The following is a 17,231-nucleotide window of genomic DNA, read 5'->3' as shown; positions in this document are numbered from 1 at the left end:
TCTTCTCACAAATCCCTGTTTCGTAATGCACAATTCGTAATTTCCATCTATGAAAAAATTACTGGTAGTAATTATATCCGTCATAACCGGGGGAAGTGTAACCGCCCAGGTGGCAGCGATAAAGAAATGGGCGGAAGCAGAATTGCTTCATAAAATACCAATGGAGCAGGCACATGTGGGCATCTGTATTTATGAACCGGCTACCGGGAAATACTGGTATCAATACCAGGACAATAAGTTTTTCACCCCCGCATCCAATACTAAGATCTTCTCGTTGTATGCAGGATTAAAGTTGCTGGGAGATTCCCTTCCCGCGGCGCGGTATTATGAAAATGATACAGCCCTTTTTGTAAAGGGAATGGGAGACCCATCTTTTCTGCACCCGGACTATCACTATCAACCCCTGCTGCAGTTGTTGCAGCAAACCACTAAAAAGATTTACCTGGTACCCGGTGTGAATACCAACCAACGTTTTGGCCCGGGCTGGGGCTGGGGTGATTATGCCGACGACTATCAGCCGGAGCTGAATGAATGGCCCATGTACGGTAATGTGGTACGTATCCGTCACCAGGGGAATAGCAACAGTATTGTGCCTGCTTTCTATGACCTGGATATTGCAGAAGATGATACCCTGAGCGAAACGATCACATCGAGAGACGAACGCAATAATTTATTCTACCTGAAATACAACCCGAAGGATAAGGCATTGGAGAATGCGGAAGTTCCTTTTATTACCGGGTCTGTACAAGAGCTGCGGCAGCGGCTGGAAGACACGCTGCATAAGCGTATAGGGCTGGCCGTTATACCGCCGGCCGGCAACTTCAAAATACTGAAAAGTATCCCGGCAGATTCGTTGTTTATACCGATGATGGAGCGCAGTGATAACTTTTTTGCAGAGCAAACGCTGATGATGGCTGCTTCCGCTTTGTGGGACACTATCAGCAGCGCCCGCACAATTAGCTACCTGCTTACCGGCAACCTCAAAAGCCTGCCGCATCCGCCGCAGTGGGAGGATGGCTCCGGGCTTTCCCGGTATAACCTGTTTACGCCCCGCGACTTTGTAACCCTGCTCACCCTGATGCGCGAACAGTTCCCGCAGGAACGCCTCTGGCAGATTTTCCCCACCGGCGGGAGGGGAACATTAAAGAACTACTACCAGCAACAGAAAGTACATGCCAAAACGGGTACGCTGAATGGCGTGGTAGCCTTGAGCGGTTACCTGGAAACGAAGAAAAAGAGAACGCTGGTATTCAGTGTATTGGTGAATAATCATCATGAATCCGCTACCAGTGTGAGAAGGGCGGTAGAGCGGTTGCTCACGATGGTAAGCACAGCCTATTAAGGCTTTATGGTATAGGAAACGATGGTGGTGGTGTCGTGCAGCTGATCAGCTTCTATCAGTCCCACCCCTTTGCCGTAATAGCTGGTGGAGATGGTGCCCACAGAAACCGGGTTGCCAAAAACAATGGCATAGGCATCCATTTTTACAGCGATCACGGAGGCGTAGTTTTTGCCACCCACCGTTTTGGTGATATCCTTTTCTGTAATCGTAAATTCCAGGATGCCGGATGTGGTCACTCCGCCGTTGTTCACGGTGATGGTATCTTTCCAGCTGGTGCCCACGGGGACATTGTCTTTCAGATAAGTAAGCTCGAGGCTGTCGGCGCTGTAACCCTGGAAAGTAAGGATGCTGGCCACCTGCGTATAGATGCCATCTTTACAGTTGGAGCAGGTAAATACACTGTCGTTACCCACTTTTTTATACACTACACCGTTGATGGTAGTATCTTCTGAAACCGTGAGGGTGTAGCTGGTCGTGTCTTCGGAGCTATTTACGTTTATATAGGAAAAGGAGGAGCCGTTCGTATAGGGGGCATATTCGCAATTGCTGTTGGAAGGTAATGCACCTTCTCCTTCATCGCTCATTTCCTTACTGCAGGAGAACAATAAGGTAACCATTGAAAGGATAGCTATGAGAAAGTAACGTTTTTTCATAAAACCATATGGTTGATGTTACTATAACGTTTAAATAACGCTTCAGGGTATAAAATTATGCAAAAAAAACCGCCGGGCTGTTTGCCAGTGGTTTTTTTAATAATATAATAACCAGCTGCTCCGGTTAGCCGCTCAAATACTCATACGAGTAGAAATTACATTTATTCGTTTTTTTAAGGAAGAAATTTTAAAATAATTGTATTTGAGACATTTATTTTTAGAAAATAATTAAACTTTTCATGTTTATCTTACATAGACATGAATACCCGTTTCGTCGTTATGAAAAGCTAGTTAACAGACAAATTTTCATCATCTTCCAAAATCACTTGTAGCATGAACCCACGTTATGCAAAGGCTATGCTATTGCTATGCCTGTTTGCGACCACCAGCAGCGCCATCACTGCGCGCGCGCCATTACCCAGTGTATGGCAACAAGGAAATCTAACAGTTAAGGGAAAGGTTAAAGACATCAACGGTAACCCGCTGCCCGGGGTTACGGTGTTGGTGAAAGACACCAAGAAAGGCGCCACCTCCGATGAAAAAGGCAACTATGTATTAACCGATGTTAAAAAAGATGCGGTACTCGTATTCCAGTACATTGGCTTTGATGCACAGGAGCTGAAAGTAGACGGAAAGACAACCCAGAATGTTGTATTGAAAGAGAACCAGAAAACCCTGGACGAGTACGTAGTAGTAGGTTATGGTACACAGAAAAAAGTTACAAAAACCGGCGCAGTATCCTCTGTAAAAGGCGCCGAGTTACAGCAGTCACCTAACGTTAATATCTCTAACTCGCTTGTTGGCCGTATTCCCGGCATTATTGCCGTTAACAACAGTGGAGAGCCCGGTTACGACGGCTCCCGTATTTTTATCCGTGGCCGCAGTACTTTAGGAAACAGTAATCCGCTCGTTGTAATTGATGGTTTCCCGCGCGATGGTTTTGAGCGCATGAACCCCAACGACATCGAAAGTGTGTCCATTCTGAAAGATGCTGCCGCGGCCATTTATGGTTCCCGCGCGGCCAATGGCGTTATCCTCGTTACCACCAAACGCGGTAAAGGAGGTAAACCGACCCTGAGCTATGGCTTCAACCAGTCGTTTGTAACGCCTACCAGGCTGCCGGAAATGGCGGATGCGCCTACGTACGCCAAAGTGGTGAACGAAATTTTAAAGTATGGAGGAGACGCTCCGAAGTATACAGATGAACAGATCAAGAAATTTGGAGACGGCTCCGATCCGTGGCTCTATCCCAATACCAACTGGTACGATGCAGCGATTAAAAAATACTCTTTGCAAAACAGGCATGATCTGTCGCTCAGCGGCGGTACAGAGAAAATGTCTTACTACGTTTCCCTCGGATCCTTATTCCAGGACGGTATTTATAAAAGCAGTGCCACCAATTACAAACAACAGAACGTAAGGGCTAACCTCGATGCAGTAGTGAGTGATTACATCCGCCTGCGTTTCGACCTGGCAGGACGCCTGGAAAACAGGAACTTTCCTCCACGCAGCGCCGGGTCTATTTTCAGATCCCTGATGCGCGGCCGTCCTACAGAAAACGCTATCTGGCCCAACGGACTGCCCGGACCTGATATTGAATACGGCGATAACCCCGTTGTTACAGGAACAAATGCAATCGGTTACACCAACGATAAGAACTATGTGATCAACACCAACATGTCGGCCGTTGTAAATATTCCGGGAGTAGAAGGATTGTTTGTAGATGGTAGCTTTGCCTACGATCAGAACTTCGACTTCTACAAATCGTACATTAAACCCTGGACATTATACACGCTGGCAGATGCCAATGATCCTACGCATAAGCTGAATGCGGGTTCCAGGGGTGTAAGCGCGCCTGAACTAACGGAACAGTTTAGTACGCTGCGCCAAACCACTGTCAACTTCAAAGTGAATTATGTACGTTCTTTCGGGAAGCATAATCTCAGCAGCTTCATCGCCTTTGAACAGGCCACACTGAAAAATGATGGCTTCTCTGCAAACCGCAGGTACTTTATCAGTGATAAGCTGGACCAGTTGAATTTGGGTGGCGACAAAGAAAAGAATAATGCCGGCAGCGGCTTTGAATATGCGCGCCGCAATTACTTCGGGCGTATATCCTATAACTACAAGGAAACCTACCTGTTTGATTACAACATGCGTTACGATGGCTCCCAGAATTTCCCGGAAGGCCGCCGTATGGGGCTGTTTCCCGGTGCTTCCGCAGGTTGGGTATTGTCTAATGAAGCCTTCTGGAAAAAAAGCATCCGCACACTGGACTACTTTAAAGTGCGCGCGTCCTGGGGACAAATGGGTAATGACCAGATCGATCCGTTCCAGTACCTGAGCACCTATGGATTCAGTGCCGGTGGTGTAATGCTGGGCGGAGACCTGAATAAAGGCCTTTACCAGCTGCGGTCGCCCAACGAGTCTATTACCTGGGAAGTAGCCAACAACTATGATTTCGGTATCGAAGCAAAAATACTGGGAGATAAACTGGCCTTTGAAGGAGATTACTTCCTGACTAAAAGATCCAATATCCTCGCCAGCCGCAGCCAGTCGATGCCCGGCTATACCGGTATGACCCTGCCGCAGGAAAATATTGCCAAGGTGGAAAACAAAGGGTTTGAACTGGTGCTGAGCCACAAGAACGACATCAAAAAATTCCATTATGAAATTATAGGAACCGTTACTCACGCAGAAAATAAAGTACTGTTCTTCGACGAAACGCCGAACCTGCCCGCATATCAGCAGGCTACCGGCAAACAGATAGGCGCACCACTGTATTACCAAGCCATTGGTATTTATAAAACACAGGATGAAGTGGATAAAAGCCCGCACGTTGGCGGCGCAAGAGCTGGCGACGTTATCTTCCTGGACAAAAACGGCGATGGCGCCATTGATGACCTGGACCGTATTCGCATGGACCGTACAGAAAATCCTACCTGGATTTTCGGGTTGACCATGACCGCCAAGTTCAAAAACTTCGACTTCACCATGCTGTGGCAGGGCGCTACAGGCGCAAGCCAGTACCTGCGTACAGAATCCGGTTTGATTGGGAACTTCCCGATGGCATATGTAAAAGACCGCTGGACAGAAGACAATATCAACGGATCATGGCCAAGAGCGTACGACCGTGACCGTGAGTACTGGGTAAACCGTCAGAATACTTTCTGGTATTGGAATACCAACTATGTCCGTTTAAAAACCCTGGATCTTGGTTACAACATACCTACCGCCCTTTGCAAACGGATTGGACTGCAAAACCTCCGGGTATATGTAAGTGGCCAGAACCTGGTTACCATCGACAAAGTGAAGATTTTTGACCCCGAAGCGCCAAGTGGAAGCGGACAGTTCTATCCACAAACCAAGATTTATAATGTGGGATTAAACGTAACCTTTTAATTAATGTGCCATGAAGAAAACAACAATTATCAGATATATAGCGGGAGCGTTTCTACTATGTGCGGTTTCCGCCGGTTGCAATAAAGACTTCCTCGAAAAGAAGCCTTTAACCGAGTATGAAGAAAATGACGTGTGGAAAGATGTGGGCCTGGTACAGGCATTTGTAAACGACCTGTATGTACAGATGCGTCCCGGTTTCCTTGAAGTAATGCTTTCCTCCATGACAGACGAAAGCCGGTTTATCCACGACTACAATACCTCCAGGGTGGTGCAGGGTAACGCCTCCGCCGATGATGTGGGCGCCATCAACGATTTTGCCAGATGGGATTTGCACTACAAGGCTATCCGTAACTGTAATATGTTCCTGGAGAAAATTGCAGACGTGCCTTTGACCGATGAAGCCGTGCGGACACGCATGACAGGCGAAGTGCATTTTATGCGGGCCTGGTATTATCACATGCTGGTGAGATACTATGGCGGTGTTCCGTTGATCACCAAAACTTTTAATATTAAGGGAGATGAACAGGAGATCCTGAGTGTGAAGCGAGCCACTTTCGACGAATGTATTAAGTTCATTGCAGCGGAATGTGACCTGGCTACACAACAACTACCGGCCACCTATGATGCCGTGGCAAGCAAAGGAAGAGTGACGAGGGGCGCTGCTATGGCCCTGAAATCCAGGATACTGCTTTACGCCGCCAGCAACCTGTTCAATGATGCGAAAGTGCCTAATGACTTAATGGGGTATAAATCCGGCTTACAAAAAGACCGCTACAAACTGGCAATGGATGCGGCAAAAGCGGTAATGGACCTTAACACTTACAGCCTTTACCAGCCTACCGCCAACCCGGTAGAGAACTATACCCGGGTGTTCCTCGATAAAGATAACCCGGAGATGATCTTTGTTAAGCAATATGATAAAGCATTACTGGGTACTTCTCACGACCTGTACAATGGTCCTAACGGGTATCACAACTGGGGCGGAAATGTGCCTATTGAGAATTTTGTGACCGGCTACCAGATGAAAGATGGTACTGCTTTTTCATGGAGCAATGCTGCCCAGGCAAAGGCGCCGTATGAAAACCGGGATCCCCGCTTTTACGCCACCATTTTATATGATGGGGCTAAGTGGAAACCACGTCCTTCCGATGCCGCCAAAACGGACCCGGTAGGAGTGATACAAACCGGGAAATATGAAGCCGCTAATGGAAGGGACAGTGTGTGGGGACTTGATACCCGCAACAGTACCATCGAAAACTGGAATGGTACTTACTCCGGTTATTACCTGCGTAAGTTTATGGACAAAAACCTGGATGCCCAGTTCTTCCGAGGCGACCAGTCCTGGATCTTCTTCCGGTATGCAGAAATTCTGCTGAACTATGCAGAAGCAGCTATTGGATATGGCGATGAGGCGAACGGCCGTATTATATTGAATAAGGTACGCGAACGTGCCGGGATGCCTGCTACTACTGCATCCGGAGCCGCTTTATGGGCCGTGTTGAAATATGAAAGACGGTATGAACTGGCTTATGAAGAACACCGTTTCTTTGATGCCCGCAGGTGGAGGGATGCCGAAACGGCTTTTAATGAAAATGCTTTTGGCATTGAGGTGTTGGGATCAATGATTGCCGGACATCCTTTTGTATACCATGTATACAGTATCCAGTCCCGTAAATTTAATAAGGCGAAGAATTACTTACTGCCTATTCCTGCCAATGAAATCAGGAAGAACAGTAACCTGAAACAACAAGACGATTATCAATAGCGGGATTCATGTACCAGCTTTTCATAAAAGAAAAATGCCGCGGATTATCGCGGCATTTTCTTTTTATATGGATATCATTTATACGCCCAGTGACCAGCCATCGCGGTAAGTGCGTTTCACAAACTGGTTGGCTTCGTCGAAGTTGGTAATCTTCATATTGTTACCATCCCAGAGCAGTTTGATATAACGGCCCGGGTAATCAAAGCCTTTACCATTTGCTTTTGCCTTACGGATATCGAAGCTACGGATAGCCAGGTTAGCCATCAGGATCGTTTCTGTAAGCGGACCGGCAATATCGAACGGAGAGCTCAGCGCTTTCTGTTGTTTGCTGCCGTAACCGGCAATAGCAGCGTTTACCCATTGTACGTAGTGGCCTTCCGGTACGCGTGCAATAGTTTGCGGCACATTTGCTTCTGTAGTGCGGGAAGTAGGCAGCAACTTAGGATACATACCGTAGGTACCGCACATCATTTTGCCTTTATCACCGATAAACAAGGCGCCGTTACCACCGTCGCCCATTGTTTCGTTGGGTCCCAGTTCTTCCGGACGCTCTGGTTGAATACCACCGTCCATCCAGTGAAGGGTTACTTCCTTGCCATTCTTTCCGGGGAATTTCATAATTACATGGGAAGAAGGAGGGCAGCTTTCCGGGAAATATCCGCGGGTGAATTCTCCCACGTATACGCTACCAACGCTGCACTCAACAGAAGTGGGATAGCCCAGGCCCAATACACGGAAAGGAGGTTCAATGATATGACAGCCCATGTCGCCGATAGCGCCGGTACCATAATCCCACCAGCCGCGCCAGTTGAAAGGCACGAGGTTACCCACGTAATCTTTTTTAGGAGCGGTACCTAACCACAGGTCCCAGTTCAGTTCTGCAGGAACTTCCTCGCGGGTGGTTGGCCAGGGAACGCCCTGTGGCCATACCGGACGGTCTGTCCAGCAGTAGATGGTGTGTACATCACCAACAAGTCCGGCATTGTACCATTCCATCAGTTGACGAACGCCATCGCCGGAAGAGCCCTGGTTACCCATCTGGCTTACTACCTTGTATTTGTTGGCGCCCTGTGTAAGCATACGTGCTTCGTAGATGTCGTGGGTTAATGGTTTTTGCACATATACATCCTTCTTCAGCTGCATAGCGGCCATTGTTGCTACGGCGTGTGTGTGATCCGGTGTGGACACAGACACAGCATCGAAGTTTTTGTGTTCCTTGTCAAACATTTCCCGGAAGTCGGTATAGAACTTTGCCTTAGGGAATTTCTTCACGGCTTCGGCTGCGCGACGTTTATCTACATCACACAGGAAAGTAATATCAGCCGGACCTTTAGCAAATTCAGATATATCGCTGAAGCCTTTACCGCCTACGCCGATACCTGCTACCCGCAGGCGATCGCTTGGCGCTACAAAGCCACGGCCTAATACATGACGTGGAACTATCATGAAACCGGCGGCGGCGAGCGCACCGTTTCTCAGGAATGATCTGCGGGAAACACCGTTTTCTCCCTCATTCTTTTTTTCTGGAATCATTGATGTGAAGTTTTCTGGATTTAAATTATGAAATAGCAAGTTTGATCGTTATTCCCAGGTCATCAGCTTGCCCCTGTCTTCGATTTTCAGACAGGTAGCCAGTGTTTTTTCATCATAGGCATAACCGTACTGCTTTAATACATCGTCAGGTACGCCATCCCATTCGTTGGGCGTATTACCGATGTAGTTCAGATCCTTGATGCCCATTTTACTGGTGAAAAAGCCTGTGGCAGTGAGATTACGCATGCGGTTGAAAAATGCGACGCCCTGGCTGTTTTCCGGGGACGCTTTTCCCGGCCAGGCAATCAGGTCCACTACGGCGATACGTTGTTCTGCACTGCTTTCTGCAAATGACTTATTATACCGTTTGGCACATTGCATATCCAGCCAGCGTAGTCCGCCGCGCATAGGCAATTGATGCTCCGGTATATCTTTTACAATAAATTCTATAAACTCCGGCACTTTTGCATCGGAGGCGCTGCCGGAATGTTCATCTGCCGGGATAATGATATCCGCCAGGATGGTGATGGTTTTCATTTCGGCGTCGGTAAAGAACTTTTGTTCTGTTAACGATTTATCCCGCAGCACTTCTTCCGGAGTACGGCCATAGCCGGTGGTTTTCACATTGGGATGATCATTTTTATCAGCCGTTGTTTTTTTATCTTCACAACTGGTGGCAGATAAAATGGTACCAACTGATAACGTTCCCAGTGCAAGCGCTTTGAGTGATTCTCTTCTATCCATGAAAAAAACTTAAAAGATTAGAGATTCTGTTTTTTCAATTGATCCACGATATATTCAGATGCCCGCATAGATAGCGCGAGTATGGTCCAGGTAGGGTTTTTATCTGCCTGTGACACAAACGCGCCACCATCTACAACGAAGAGATTTTTTACTTCGTGTGCCTGGTTAAATTTATTCAGCACGGATTTGCTTGGGTCGTCACCCATGCGGGTGGTACCTACTTCATGAATAATGCGGCCCGGGTTTTCCAGTCCGTATTTGGTATCGGCTCCCGGCTTGGTACCAAAGGCGATGCCGCCCATTTCATGAATGATCTGTTCAAACGTATCCTGCATGTGTTTGGCCTGTTTGATTTCATGATCGCTCCAGGTGTAGTTAAAACGCAGTACCGGAATACCGAATTTATCCACCACGTTCGGATCTATTTCGCAGTAGTTATCTTCCCGCGCAATACATTCGCCCCTGCCGGCAAAGCCGATCTGGGAGCCATAAAAGCGGCGGTAATCATCTTTCAGTGAAGCGCCGTAGCCACCGGCTGCTTTGGTTTGGCCATCACGACCAGGCGCCCGGCCGTTCATATTTTCCATGCCGAAGCCGAAGCCATATCCCGGCATGTGCATGCCGCCACCAAATTCGATGTGATAGCCGCGGGCGAAGTCCAGTTTCTTGTTATCGCCCCACCAGGGAACATACATATGCATGCCGCCTACGCCGTCTTCATTATATCGTTTGCGGTCCATCAGCTGGGGCAGGAAGCCTCCGCGTGAAGAACCGGTTGAGTCGTGGAGGTATTTACCTACTACACCGCTGGAGTTGGCCAATCCGTTAGGATGTTTGGCTGATTTTGAGTTCAGCAGCAAGCGGGCCGATTCGCAGGCGCTGGCGGCCAGTACAACTACCCGTGCGTTTACGGAATATTCCTGCAGGTCTGTTTTATCTACGTAAGCTACGCCGGTGGCTTTGCCATTGCCGTCTGTTAATACTTCCCGCACCATGGCGTTGGTATACAGGTCCACATGTCCGCTTTTCATGGCTGGCTTCACCAGTACTGAAGAAGCGGAGAAGTCGCCGTACACGGTACAGCCGCGGTTACACTGGCTGCAAAAGAAGCACGGGCTGCGGTCTTTATTTACGGAGCGGGTTAATATCGATAAGCGCGCCGGAATAACGGGGATGCCTAAACGATCGCCTGCTTTTTTCACCATCAGCTCATGGAGCCGGGGTTTAGGTGGAGGCAGAAAGAAGCCATCCGGTTCGTTGGGCAGGTTTTCTTTGCTGCCAAACACGCCGATCATCTTATCTACCCGGTCGTAAAAGGGCGCCACCTCATCGTAGGTAATGGGCCAGTCGTCGCCGAGGCCATCATAACTTTTGTGTTTGAAGTCGCGGGGGCCAAACCGCAGTGAGATGCGGCCCCAGTGGTTGGTTCTGCCTCCCAGCATGCGGGAGCGGAACCAGTCGAATTCAGTTCCGTTTTTTTTCGTGTAAGGTTCACCGTTGAGCTCCCATCCGCCATAGGATGCGTCGAAGTCGCCGAAAGGACGGGTGGTACTGGCTCCTCTTCTGGGCGATTCATATGACCATTTCAGCTGTGTTGCCTGCTCCGGGTCGGCCGGATCGTATTTAGGGCCCGCTTCCAGAAGGGCTACTTTCAGGCCGGCATCCGACAGGATTTTTGCGGCCATGCCTCCTCCGGCGCCGGAACCAACAATACAAACGTCATAAACCTTCCCCTGTTTTTTGATTTCGAAAGCCATTTGCGTGGATATTTTAGACTTTTTAGAAGAACACCGGTTTTAAATCTATAAATTAAATGCGGAAAAAGAACGGTTTTTTTTATGAGTGATCATACAGCATATATTATTGGTGTAGATATAGGCACCAGCAGTACAAAATCGATTGTGCAAGGAATGGACGGAAAAATTCTGGCGGTGTTTCAGCAGGCATATGGTACCAGTCACCCGCAGCCGGGATACAGCGAGCAAAAACCGGGGGTGATCCTGGAAGCGGTAATAGCCAGCATCCGGGAAGTGGTAGCCCAGGCAGGAGGCGCGCCGGCGGCCATTTCCTTCAGCAGCGCCATGCACAGCATAATGGCGGTGAGCCGGGAGGGGGTGGCGCTTACACCGTTAATCATCTGGGCTGATAACCGGAGCGAGCCCAACGCGCTGGGATTACGCGATACGCCGGAAGGAAGGCTGATTTACCGGCAAACCGGCACGCCGGTACACGCCATGTCGCCCCTGTGCAAAATCATGTGGCTGCGGGAGCAGCAGCCTGCCTTATTTGCTGCCACGGCCATGTTTCCCGGTATTAAGGAATACATCTTTCATCATTTTTTCGGACGCTGGTTAACAGATCATTCCATTGCGTCGGCGACCGGCCTGTTTGATATTCACACGCTTCAATGGAATGAAACGGCTTTGGGCGTGGCGGGTATTACGGCTGCGCAGCTGCCACAGCCGGTGCCGGCTAATCATGTGGTGAGCGGGCTGTTGCCGGATATGGCAGCCATGCTGGGTATCCCGGCCAGTACGCCTTTTGTGATTGGTGGCAGCGATGGCTGCCTGGCCCAGCTGGGCAGTGGTGCGCTGGATGCAGGACATGCCACGCTTACCATTGGCACCAGCGGAGCGGTAAGGATGGCAGGCGCCCAACCACTCACTGATGCCCGTGGCCGGCTATTCACCTATCTCCTGACAGATGATATTTATATTACCGGTGGCGCCTCCAACAATGGAGGTGTGGTGCTGCAATGGCTGGTGAGGGATTTCCTGCGGCAGCCACTGGATGCGCTGAACGACCTGGTGGCAGAGGCATTGGTAACTGACCCCGGAAAACTCCTTTGTTTACCTTACCTGCTGGGGGAAAGGGCGCCGGTGTGGAACAGTCATGCTACCGCGGCCTTCATCGGTATTCAGCCCCAGCATACGCCGGCGCACTTCACCCGCGCCGTGCTGGAAGGGATTTGTTTTGCGTTGCTGAGCATTAAAGAGGCCCTGGAAGAAACTGCCGGGCCGGTGAAAAGGATCTCTGTGAGCGGTGGTTTTACCAATGCGCCGGGGTGGATACAGCTGCTGGCGGATATCTTTGGCCAGGAAATGCACCTGCAGCAGGAAAGCGACGCCTCTGCGCTTGGTGCTATCCTGTTGGCTGCTAACGTGCTGGGATGGCCGGAGCGGCCCTCACAACAGGCGCAAACGGTATTTACGCCGGATGCCACCCGGTTTGAGGCTTATCGTAAAAAGTATAAGATGTTCCTGAAGTTGTACGGGCAGATAGAAGAATGCTTTATGGCAGAATGATGGTATAGCACTAACCTTGCGGTAGGCGCAAACCTACGTTGCATATGGATAGGAGCTGCATTACACATGGACTAAACACGGAGAAATGCTGGAGGTGAGGTGGACTTGATCTGGAGATCCTCTGCTGTAAAGGGTTTGGAAGCTATCAGGAGAGCGGGTTTATGCGGGCAGAGCCGTTGTTTAAAGATCCGGAGAGTAAAGCTGGGCAATGCCTGCTCTGTCTCCCCGGATTTTTAGTATCCTGACATCAGTTCCCGCGTTCAAACATACGCGCGAGGTCTGTGAGTTTAAATGATATAAACGTGAACTTGCCGCCGGGAGCAACATTGGGCATGCTGCAGGCGAAGAGTTCATCGATGATATTCTGCATTTCGCGGGCAGCCAGTATTTTGCCGGCTGGTATGGCGTTATTACGTGCCATTGAGCGGATCAGTTGCTCGCGGTTATTTACTTTCAGTTCGTGGCTGAAGTTTTTGAATTGTTCCAGCAGGCTCTGGATGGTGGCGTGATCGTTACCATTCTGGATATCGGCGGGGGTACCGCGAACGATGAAGGTATTGTTTCCAAATGGTTCCAGGTCGTAGCCCAGTGTTTGGAGGTCGCCCAGCATTTCGCTGACCAGGGCTGCATCTGCCGGGGGCAGTTGCAGGGTTTGCGGGAAAAGGCTTTGCTGGGTGGCCATGGGAGCTTCCTGTAAGGCACGCTGGTAGCGTTCATAGAGGATTCTTTCATGGGCGGCCTGCTGATCTATTAATATAAAGCCTGACTTTATCTGCGACAGGATATATTGCTGGTGCACCTGTACCGGTACTTTTTGATCGGTGGCGGTATCCTGCCAGCGTTCATCGATCACGGAGGCGGTGGCATGCGGCTGACTTTCGTAGGTTACAGCCGGCCGTGTTTCCGGTTCCGGGGCGATGGTATAAGTAGTTTCGTTATTACTGTTTGTTTCGTACAGATCTTTCCAGTGCTTCAGGTTGCTGCTGTTGCTGCTTTTATCGATCATGTGCGCCTGGTTGGCCTGTGTAAATGATTTATACAGGGGGCTCTGGATGGATTCATGCTGCTGCTGGGCGGTGAAGGGTTTACTTACCGCGTCCAGGGCCTGAATGCTCGGGTCCAGGTCGAAATCCAGTGTGGCAGTGATGCTGAACTGGGCCAGGGAGTGTTTTACCGCCGATTGCACGAAGGCATACATCAGTTTTTCATCATCGAACTTGATCTCCTGTTTGGTAGGATGTACGTTGATGTCGATATGTTCGGGGTTTACGTCAATAAACAATACATAGAGCGGGAAGCTGTCGGCCGGGATGATGTCTGCAAATGCGTTCATCACGGCGTGGTTCAGGTAGGAGCTCTTGATAAAGCGGTTATTGACAAAAAAGAACTGGTCGCCCCTGGTTTTTTTAGCGGTTTCAGGTTTTCCTACAAATCCGTACACATTCATGTAGTCGGTAGTTTCCTTAACGCTTACGAGGCGTGCATTATAATGTTGTCCCAGGATGGCCACGATGCGCTGTTTGAGCGATCCTTTGTCCAGGTGGAACAGCTGTTGGTTATTGCTTGTCAGGGAGAACTGCAGTTGCGGGAATGACATGGCCACACGGATGAACTCGTCTACGATGTGTCTCATTTCCGCGGCATTACTTTTCAGGAAGTTTCTGCGTGCGGGCACATTGAAGAACAGGTTTTTCATGGCAATGCTGGTACCTTCAGCAGTTTGACAAGGTTCCTGTTTATTAACGAAGCTGTTGTCAATTTCCACGTAGGTGCCTACTTCCGCGCCTCTTTTGCGGGTTTTAAGTTCTACCTGGGAAACTGCGGCAATGGAGGCCAGCGCTTCTCCTCTGAATCCCATGGTGGTGATCTGGAAGAGATCTTCTATGGATTGTATTTTAGAGGTGGCATGTCGTTCAAAGCACATCCGGGCATCTGTTTCGCTCATACCGCCGCCGTTATCAATTACCTGCACTAACTCCTTGCCTGCATCTTTAATGATCAGTTGAATATCGGTAGCACCTGCATCCACTGCATTTTCCAGTAATTCTTTTACCGCTGATGCCGGTCTTTGTATCACTTCCCCTGCAGCTATCTGGTTCGCTATATTGTCTGGTAATAAATTGATGATATCCGCCACTTACTAGCCTTTTGCTGTAAAGTTAACAATTTATATGCAGTTGCTCATCGGTGATTATCAGACAGTTTTAAACAAAAAATTAACTGTTTTGTTAAATAGCCCCTTGATTTGCAGGAAATAACAATCCATTATGCTTGTTCATACGTAATTTATGTAGAGATAAAAAAGGAACCGGCCAACGACCCAGTAATCACAATGATAGTGTTAATGAGAAGTTAACGAATCAAAACTTTACATATGTACCTATGGAAACTGATATTTTTGACTATCTCTATCAGGGTATACCAACTATACTTACCCCAAAAATGGGGAAAAAAAGAAATCAATGGAAGATGGAAAAAAGAAGGGAGAGATTTACTCCCATACGGATGCCACTAAAGTAAATCTGACAGACGAAGAATGGAAAAAAGTACTGCCAACAGACGTGTATCATATTGCCAGGGAGAAAGGAACAGAGTGGGCCTTTACAGGAAAATACTGGAATAGCAGGGAGAACGGAACCTATTACTGTGCTGCTTGTGGTAACCCTTTATTTGTTTCAGATACCAAGTTTGACAGCAGCTGTGGCTGGCCAAGTTTTTTTCAGCCACTTACCAAAACCAGTGTTATTTATTCTCCGGACAACAGTCATGGGATGCATAGGACGGAGGTATTATGTGGCCGCTGTAAATCCCACCTGGGGCATGTATTCGACGACGGACCACCGCCAACCGGGCTCCGTTACTGTATTAATTCGGTGATCCTGGACTTTGAAAAAGCGCAGGAAGCGGATGAACAGTACCAGCAAGATAAAAAAAACGGTGACAAAGAACTGGAGTAGTCAAACATTCTTCTGCCCTGATTGTCAGTATCATCTGTCGGTTGAACAATAAAAAGATGTATTTTTATTATCATCAACCCCCGACAGACATGAAAGTACTTAAAACGCTCGCCTGGATCATAGGAATCATCCTGTTCATTGCAATTGCGCTGATCTTTTTTGCGCCCACTACCATGCATGTGGAGCGTTCAGTGGAAATCAATGCCCCCGCGACAATTGTATGGAATGATATTGTGAAATTCGAGAAGTTTAATGAGTGGAGCACCTGGAAACAGATGGACCCCGGCGCCAGGTATACTATCACTGGTGAAGATGGCTCCATTGGCGCTGTAGACTCGTGGAAAGGCAGCAAGATCGGGGAGGGAAAGCTGCAACACCTGTCCATGGACCCTTATAAGTCGGTTACCCAGAAGCTTACCTTTATCACGCCGTTTGCATCCGAGTCAGATGTGTTTTTCCGGTTATCGGAAGCGGCAGGGAAAACAAAGGTTGTGTGGGGATTTGATACCCATTACGACCGGCCTCAGAATGTAATGACCCTTTTTATGAAAGGCGCACTGGAGAAGGACTTTGAGCAGGGGCTCAATAACCTGAAGAGTATGGCGGAAGCAGAGGTAAAAGGCCCGAATGCACCCAATGGCATTGATGTGACGGTAAGAGAGATGAATTTCCCGGCAACAACGTATGCGGCTGTACGAAAAACCATCCCTATCAGCAAAATCAGCGACTATTACCATTCCAACCTCCGGACCATTTTTAATGCAGCTTCCGCTGCCCGGTTGCAGCCAGGCGTGCCCTGCGGCATTTTTTTCAGCTGGGACCGGAAGCAGGGGCAAACTGATATGGCCGCTGCGATCCCCGTACCGGAAGGAAGTAAACCGGCTCCGGGCTATGAAATTATTACCCTGCCGGCAGCACAGGCTGCATATGCCGATTACGTGGGGCCTCACGGCAAGGTAGCCAATGCGCATGTGGCGATCAGAAACTTTATTACCGATAAAGGGAGGACCATTGTACCACCCACTATAGAAATGTATGTGATTGGTCCGGGCAAAGAAAAGGACAGTAGCAAATGGCTCACGAAGGTCATCTACTTTATGAAGTAATTATCCCGGAAGTAAAGAAGCAAAAACGATTGGCACGGCATTACAGGGGGAAATATTATTTTCCCAGTGTGTTGGCATACTTGGTTGGTTCAAACTCTATGATCTCGTAAAGGGCCAGCTGGAACCTTTCCAGCGGATCTTCGCTCATAATCTCTTCTACCTCCCTGCGGGTAGCCGCATTACACAAGATAACAGACCCCGACTTCGGCTTTCGCCTGCCTGATAAGATGAACCGGCCACTGTCGAAGTGTTTTTGCAGGAAGGCGGTATGCGCCTCCATGTAGTGTTCTACAGCCGCAACGGGCCGTATGTATTGTAGCATAATCAGGAACATAATGGTTTTTCTATGGTATTTAGTAATAGTTTCATAGTTAGTAGCAAAGGTATAAACTTAATCAGTATGGAAATATTGTATGTGCCAGGG

Annotated in this window: 12 protein-coding genes; 6 read left to right on the top strand and 6 right to left on the bottom strand. The window is 48.8% G+C overall.

Annotation, left to right across the window (positions count from 1 at the left end):
* Window positions 1–49: 49 nt before the first annotated feature.
* Window positions 50–1,342: a D-alanyl-D-alanine carboxypeptidase/D-alanyl-D-alanine-endopeptidase gene (locus ACLHR0_RS07170; RefSeq protein WP_436485585.1), complete on the top strand. Its 1,293-nt coding sequence runs from the start codon at window positions 50–52 to the stop codon at window positions 1,340–1,342.
* On the opposite strand, the gene ACLHR0_RS07165 is transcribed toward ACLHR0_RS07170, so the two are convergent.
* Window positions 1,339–1,995 (bottom strand): hypothetical protein, encoded by a 657-nt coding sequence (locus ACLHR0_RS07165; RefSeq protein WP_436485583.1) that lies wholly within the window; start codon window positions 1,993–1,995, stop codon window positions 1,339–1,341. The two genes, ACLHR0_RS07170 and ACLHR0_RS07165, sit on opposite strands and share 4 nt — an antisense overlap.
* A 333-nt stretch (window positions 1,996–2,328) precedes the next feature.
* Here ACLHR0_RS07165 and ACLHR0_RS07160 point away from each other — a divergent pair, with 333 nt between their 5' ends.
* Window positions 2,329–5,397, top strand: a complete 3,069-nt coding sequence (locus ACLHR0_RS07160; RefSeq protein ID WP_436485581.1) for a SusC/RagA family TonB-linked outer membrane protein — start codon at window positions 2,329–2,331, stop codon at window positions 5,395–5,397.
* 10 nt (window positions 5,398–5,407) lie between these two features.
* Window positions 5,408–7,162, top strand: a complete 1,755-nt coding sequence (locus ACLHR0_RS07155) for a RagB/SusD family nutrient uptake outer membrane protein (RefSeq protein ID WP_436485580.1) — start codon at window positions 5,408–5,410, stop codon at window positions 7,160–7,162.
* 78 nt (window positions 7,163–7,240) lie between these two features.
* Here ACLHR0_RS07155 and ACLHR0_RS07150 read toward each other — a convergent pair whose 3' ends face one another.
* Genes ACLHR0_RS07150 through ACLHR0_RS07140 form a run of 3 tightly spaced genes read right to left on the bottom strand, consistent with a single transcriptional unit; the run spans window position 7,241 to window position 11,196 of the window.
* Window positions 7,241–8,695: a Gfo/Idh/MocA family protein gene (locus ACLHR0_RS07150; RefSeq protein ID WP_429043008.1), complete on the bottom strand. Its 1,455-nt coding sequence runs from the start codon at window positions 8,693–8,695 to the stop codon at window positions 7,241–7,243.
* Between the two features lie 48 nt (window positions 8,696–8,743).
* Window positions 8,744–9,439, bottom strand: coding sequence for a gluconate 2-dehydrogenase subunit 3 family protein (locus ACLHR0_RS07145; RefSeq protein ID WP_436485577.1), 696 nt, complete (start codon window positions 9,437–9,439; stop codon window positions 8,744–8,746).
* 17 nt (window positions 9,440–9,456) lie between these two features.
* On the bottom strand, window positions 9,457–11,196 hold the full coding sequence (locus ACLHR0_RS07140; RefSeq protein ID WP_436485575.1) for a GMC family oxidoreductase: 1,740 nt from the start codon (window positions 11,194–11,196) through the stop codon (window positions 9,457–9,459).
* Between the two features lie 81 nt (window positions 11,197–11,277).
* Between ACLHR0_RS07140 and ACLHR0_RS07135 the strand changes: the two genes are divergently transcribed.
* Window positions 11,278–12,744 (top strand): gluconokinase, encoded by a 1,467-nt coding sequence (locus ACLHR0_RS07135; RefSeq protein WP_436485573.1) that lies wholly within the window; start codon window positions 11,278–11,280, stop codon window positions 12,742–12,744.
* A 247-nt stretch (window positions 12,745–12,991) separates the two neighbouring features.
* Here the strand turns inward: ACLHR0_RS07135 and mutL are convergent, their stop codons facing one another.
* The gene (gene mutL / locus ACLHR0_RS07130) at window positions 12,992–14,881 is read right to left on the bottom strand and encodes a DNA mismatch repair endonuclease MutL (protein WP_436485571.1); all 1,890 of its coding nucleotides are present in this window, start codon (window positions 14,879–14,881) and stop codon (window positions 12,992–12,994) included.
* A gap of 325 nt (window positions 14,882–15,206) precedes the next feature.
* Between mutL and msrB the strand changes: the two genes are divergently transcribed.
* Together msrB and ACLHR0_RS07120 are read left to right on the top strand one after the other, a co-directional pair.
* Window positions 15,207–15,701, top strand: coding sequence for a peptide-methionine (R)-S-oxide reductase MsrB (msrB, locus tag ACLHR0_RS07125; RefSeq protein WP_429042999.1), 495 nt, complete (start codon window positions 15,207–15,209; stop codon window positions 15,699–15,701).
* Window positions 15,702–15,790: 89 nt separating this feature from the next.
* Window positions 15,791–16,807 (top strand): SRPBCC family protein, encoded by a 1,017-nt coding sequence (locus tag ACLHR0_RS07120; RefSeq protein WP_370908805.1) that lies wholly within the window; start codon window positions 15,791–15,793, stop codon window positions 16,805–16,807.
* A 55-nt stretch (window positions 16,808–16,862) separates the two neighbouring features.
* Here ACLHR0_RS07120 and ACLHR0_RS07115 read toward each other — a convergent pair whose 3' ends face one another.
* Window positions 16,863–17,129: a YciI family protein gene (locus ACLHR0_RS07115; protein WP_370908804.1), complete on the bottom strand. Its 267-nt coding sequence runs from the start codon at window positions 17,127–17,129 to the stop codon at window positions 16,863–16,865.
* Window positions 17,130–17,231 lie beyond the last annotated feature (102 nt).

The sequence above is a fragment of the Chitinophaga sp. ARDCPP14 genome, assembly GCF_051362515.1.
GTDB lineage: Bacteria > Bacteroidota > Bacteroidia > Chitinophagales > Chitinophagaceae > Chitinophaga.
The sequence above is the reverse complement of the archived record's forward strand: the minus strand, read 5'-3'. Positions and strand labels throughout refer to the sequence as shown.

Bases quoted from the DNA above. Each gene is read 5' to 3' on its own strand.
- ACLHR0_RS07115 (WP_370908804.1), bottom strand. From the start codon at position 17,129: ATGCTACAATACATACGGCCCGTTGCGGCTGTAGAACACTACATGGAG.
- ACLHR0_RS07155 (WP_436485580.1), top strand. From the start codon at position 5,408: ATGAAGAAAACAACAATTATCAGATATATAGCGGGAGCGTTTCTACTA.
- ACLHR0_RS07170 (WP_436485585.1), top strand. From the start codon at position 50: ATGAAAAAATTACTGGTAGTAATTATATCCGTCATAACCGGGGGAAGT.
- ACLHR0_RS07165 (WP_436485583.1), bottom strand. From the start codon at position 1,995: ATGAAAAAACGTTACTTTCTCATAGCTATCCTTTCAATGGTTACCTTA.
- ACLHR0_RS07140 (WP_436485575.1), bottom strand. From the start codon at position 11,196: ATGGCTTTCGAAATCAAAAAACAGGGGAAGGTTTATGACGTTTGTATT.
- ACLHR0_RS07135 (WP_436485573.1), top strand. From the start codon at position 11,278: ATGAGTGATCATACAGCATATATTATTGGTGTAGATATAGGCACCAGC.
- msrB (WP_429042999.1), top strand. From the start codon at position 15,207: ATGGAAGATGGAAAAAAGAAGGGAGAGATTTACTCCCATACGGATGCC.
- ACLHR0_RS07150 (WP_429043008.1), bottom strand. From the start codon at position 8,695: ATGATTCCAGAAAAAAAGAATGAGGGAGAAAACGGTGTTTCCCGCAGA.
- ACLHR0_RS07160 (WP_436485581.1), top strand. From the start codon at position 2,329: ATGAACCCACGTTATGCAAAGGCTATGCTATTGCTATGCCTGTTTGCG.
- ACLHR0_RS07120 (WP_370908805.1), top strand. From the start codon at position 15,791: ATGAAAGTACTTAAAACGCTCGCCTGGATCATAGGAATCATCCTGTTC.
- ACLHR0_RS07145 (WP_436485577.1), bottom strand. From the start codon at position 9,439: ATGGATAGAAGAGAATCACTCAAAGCGCTTGCACTGGGAACGTTATCA.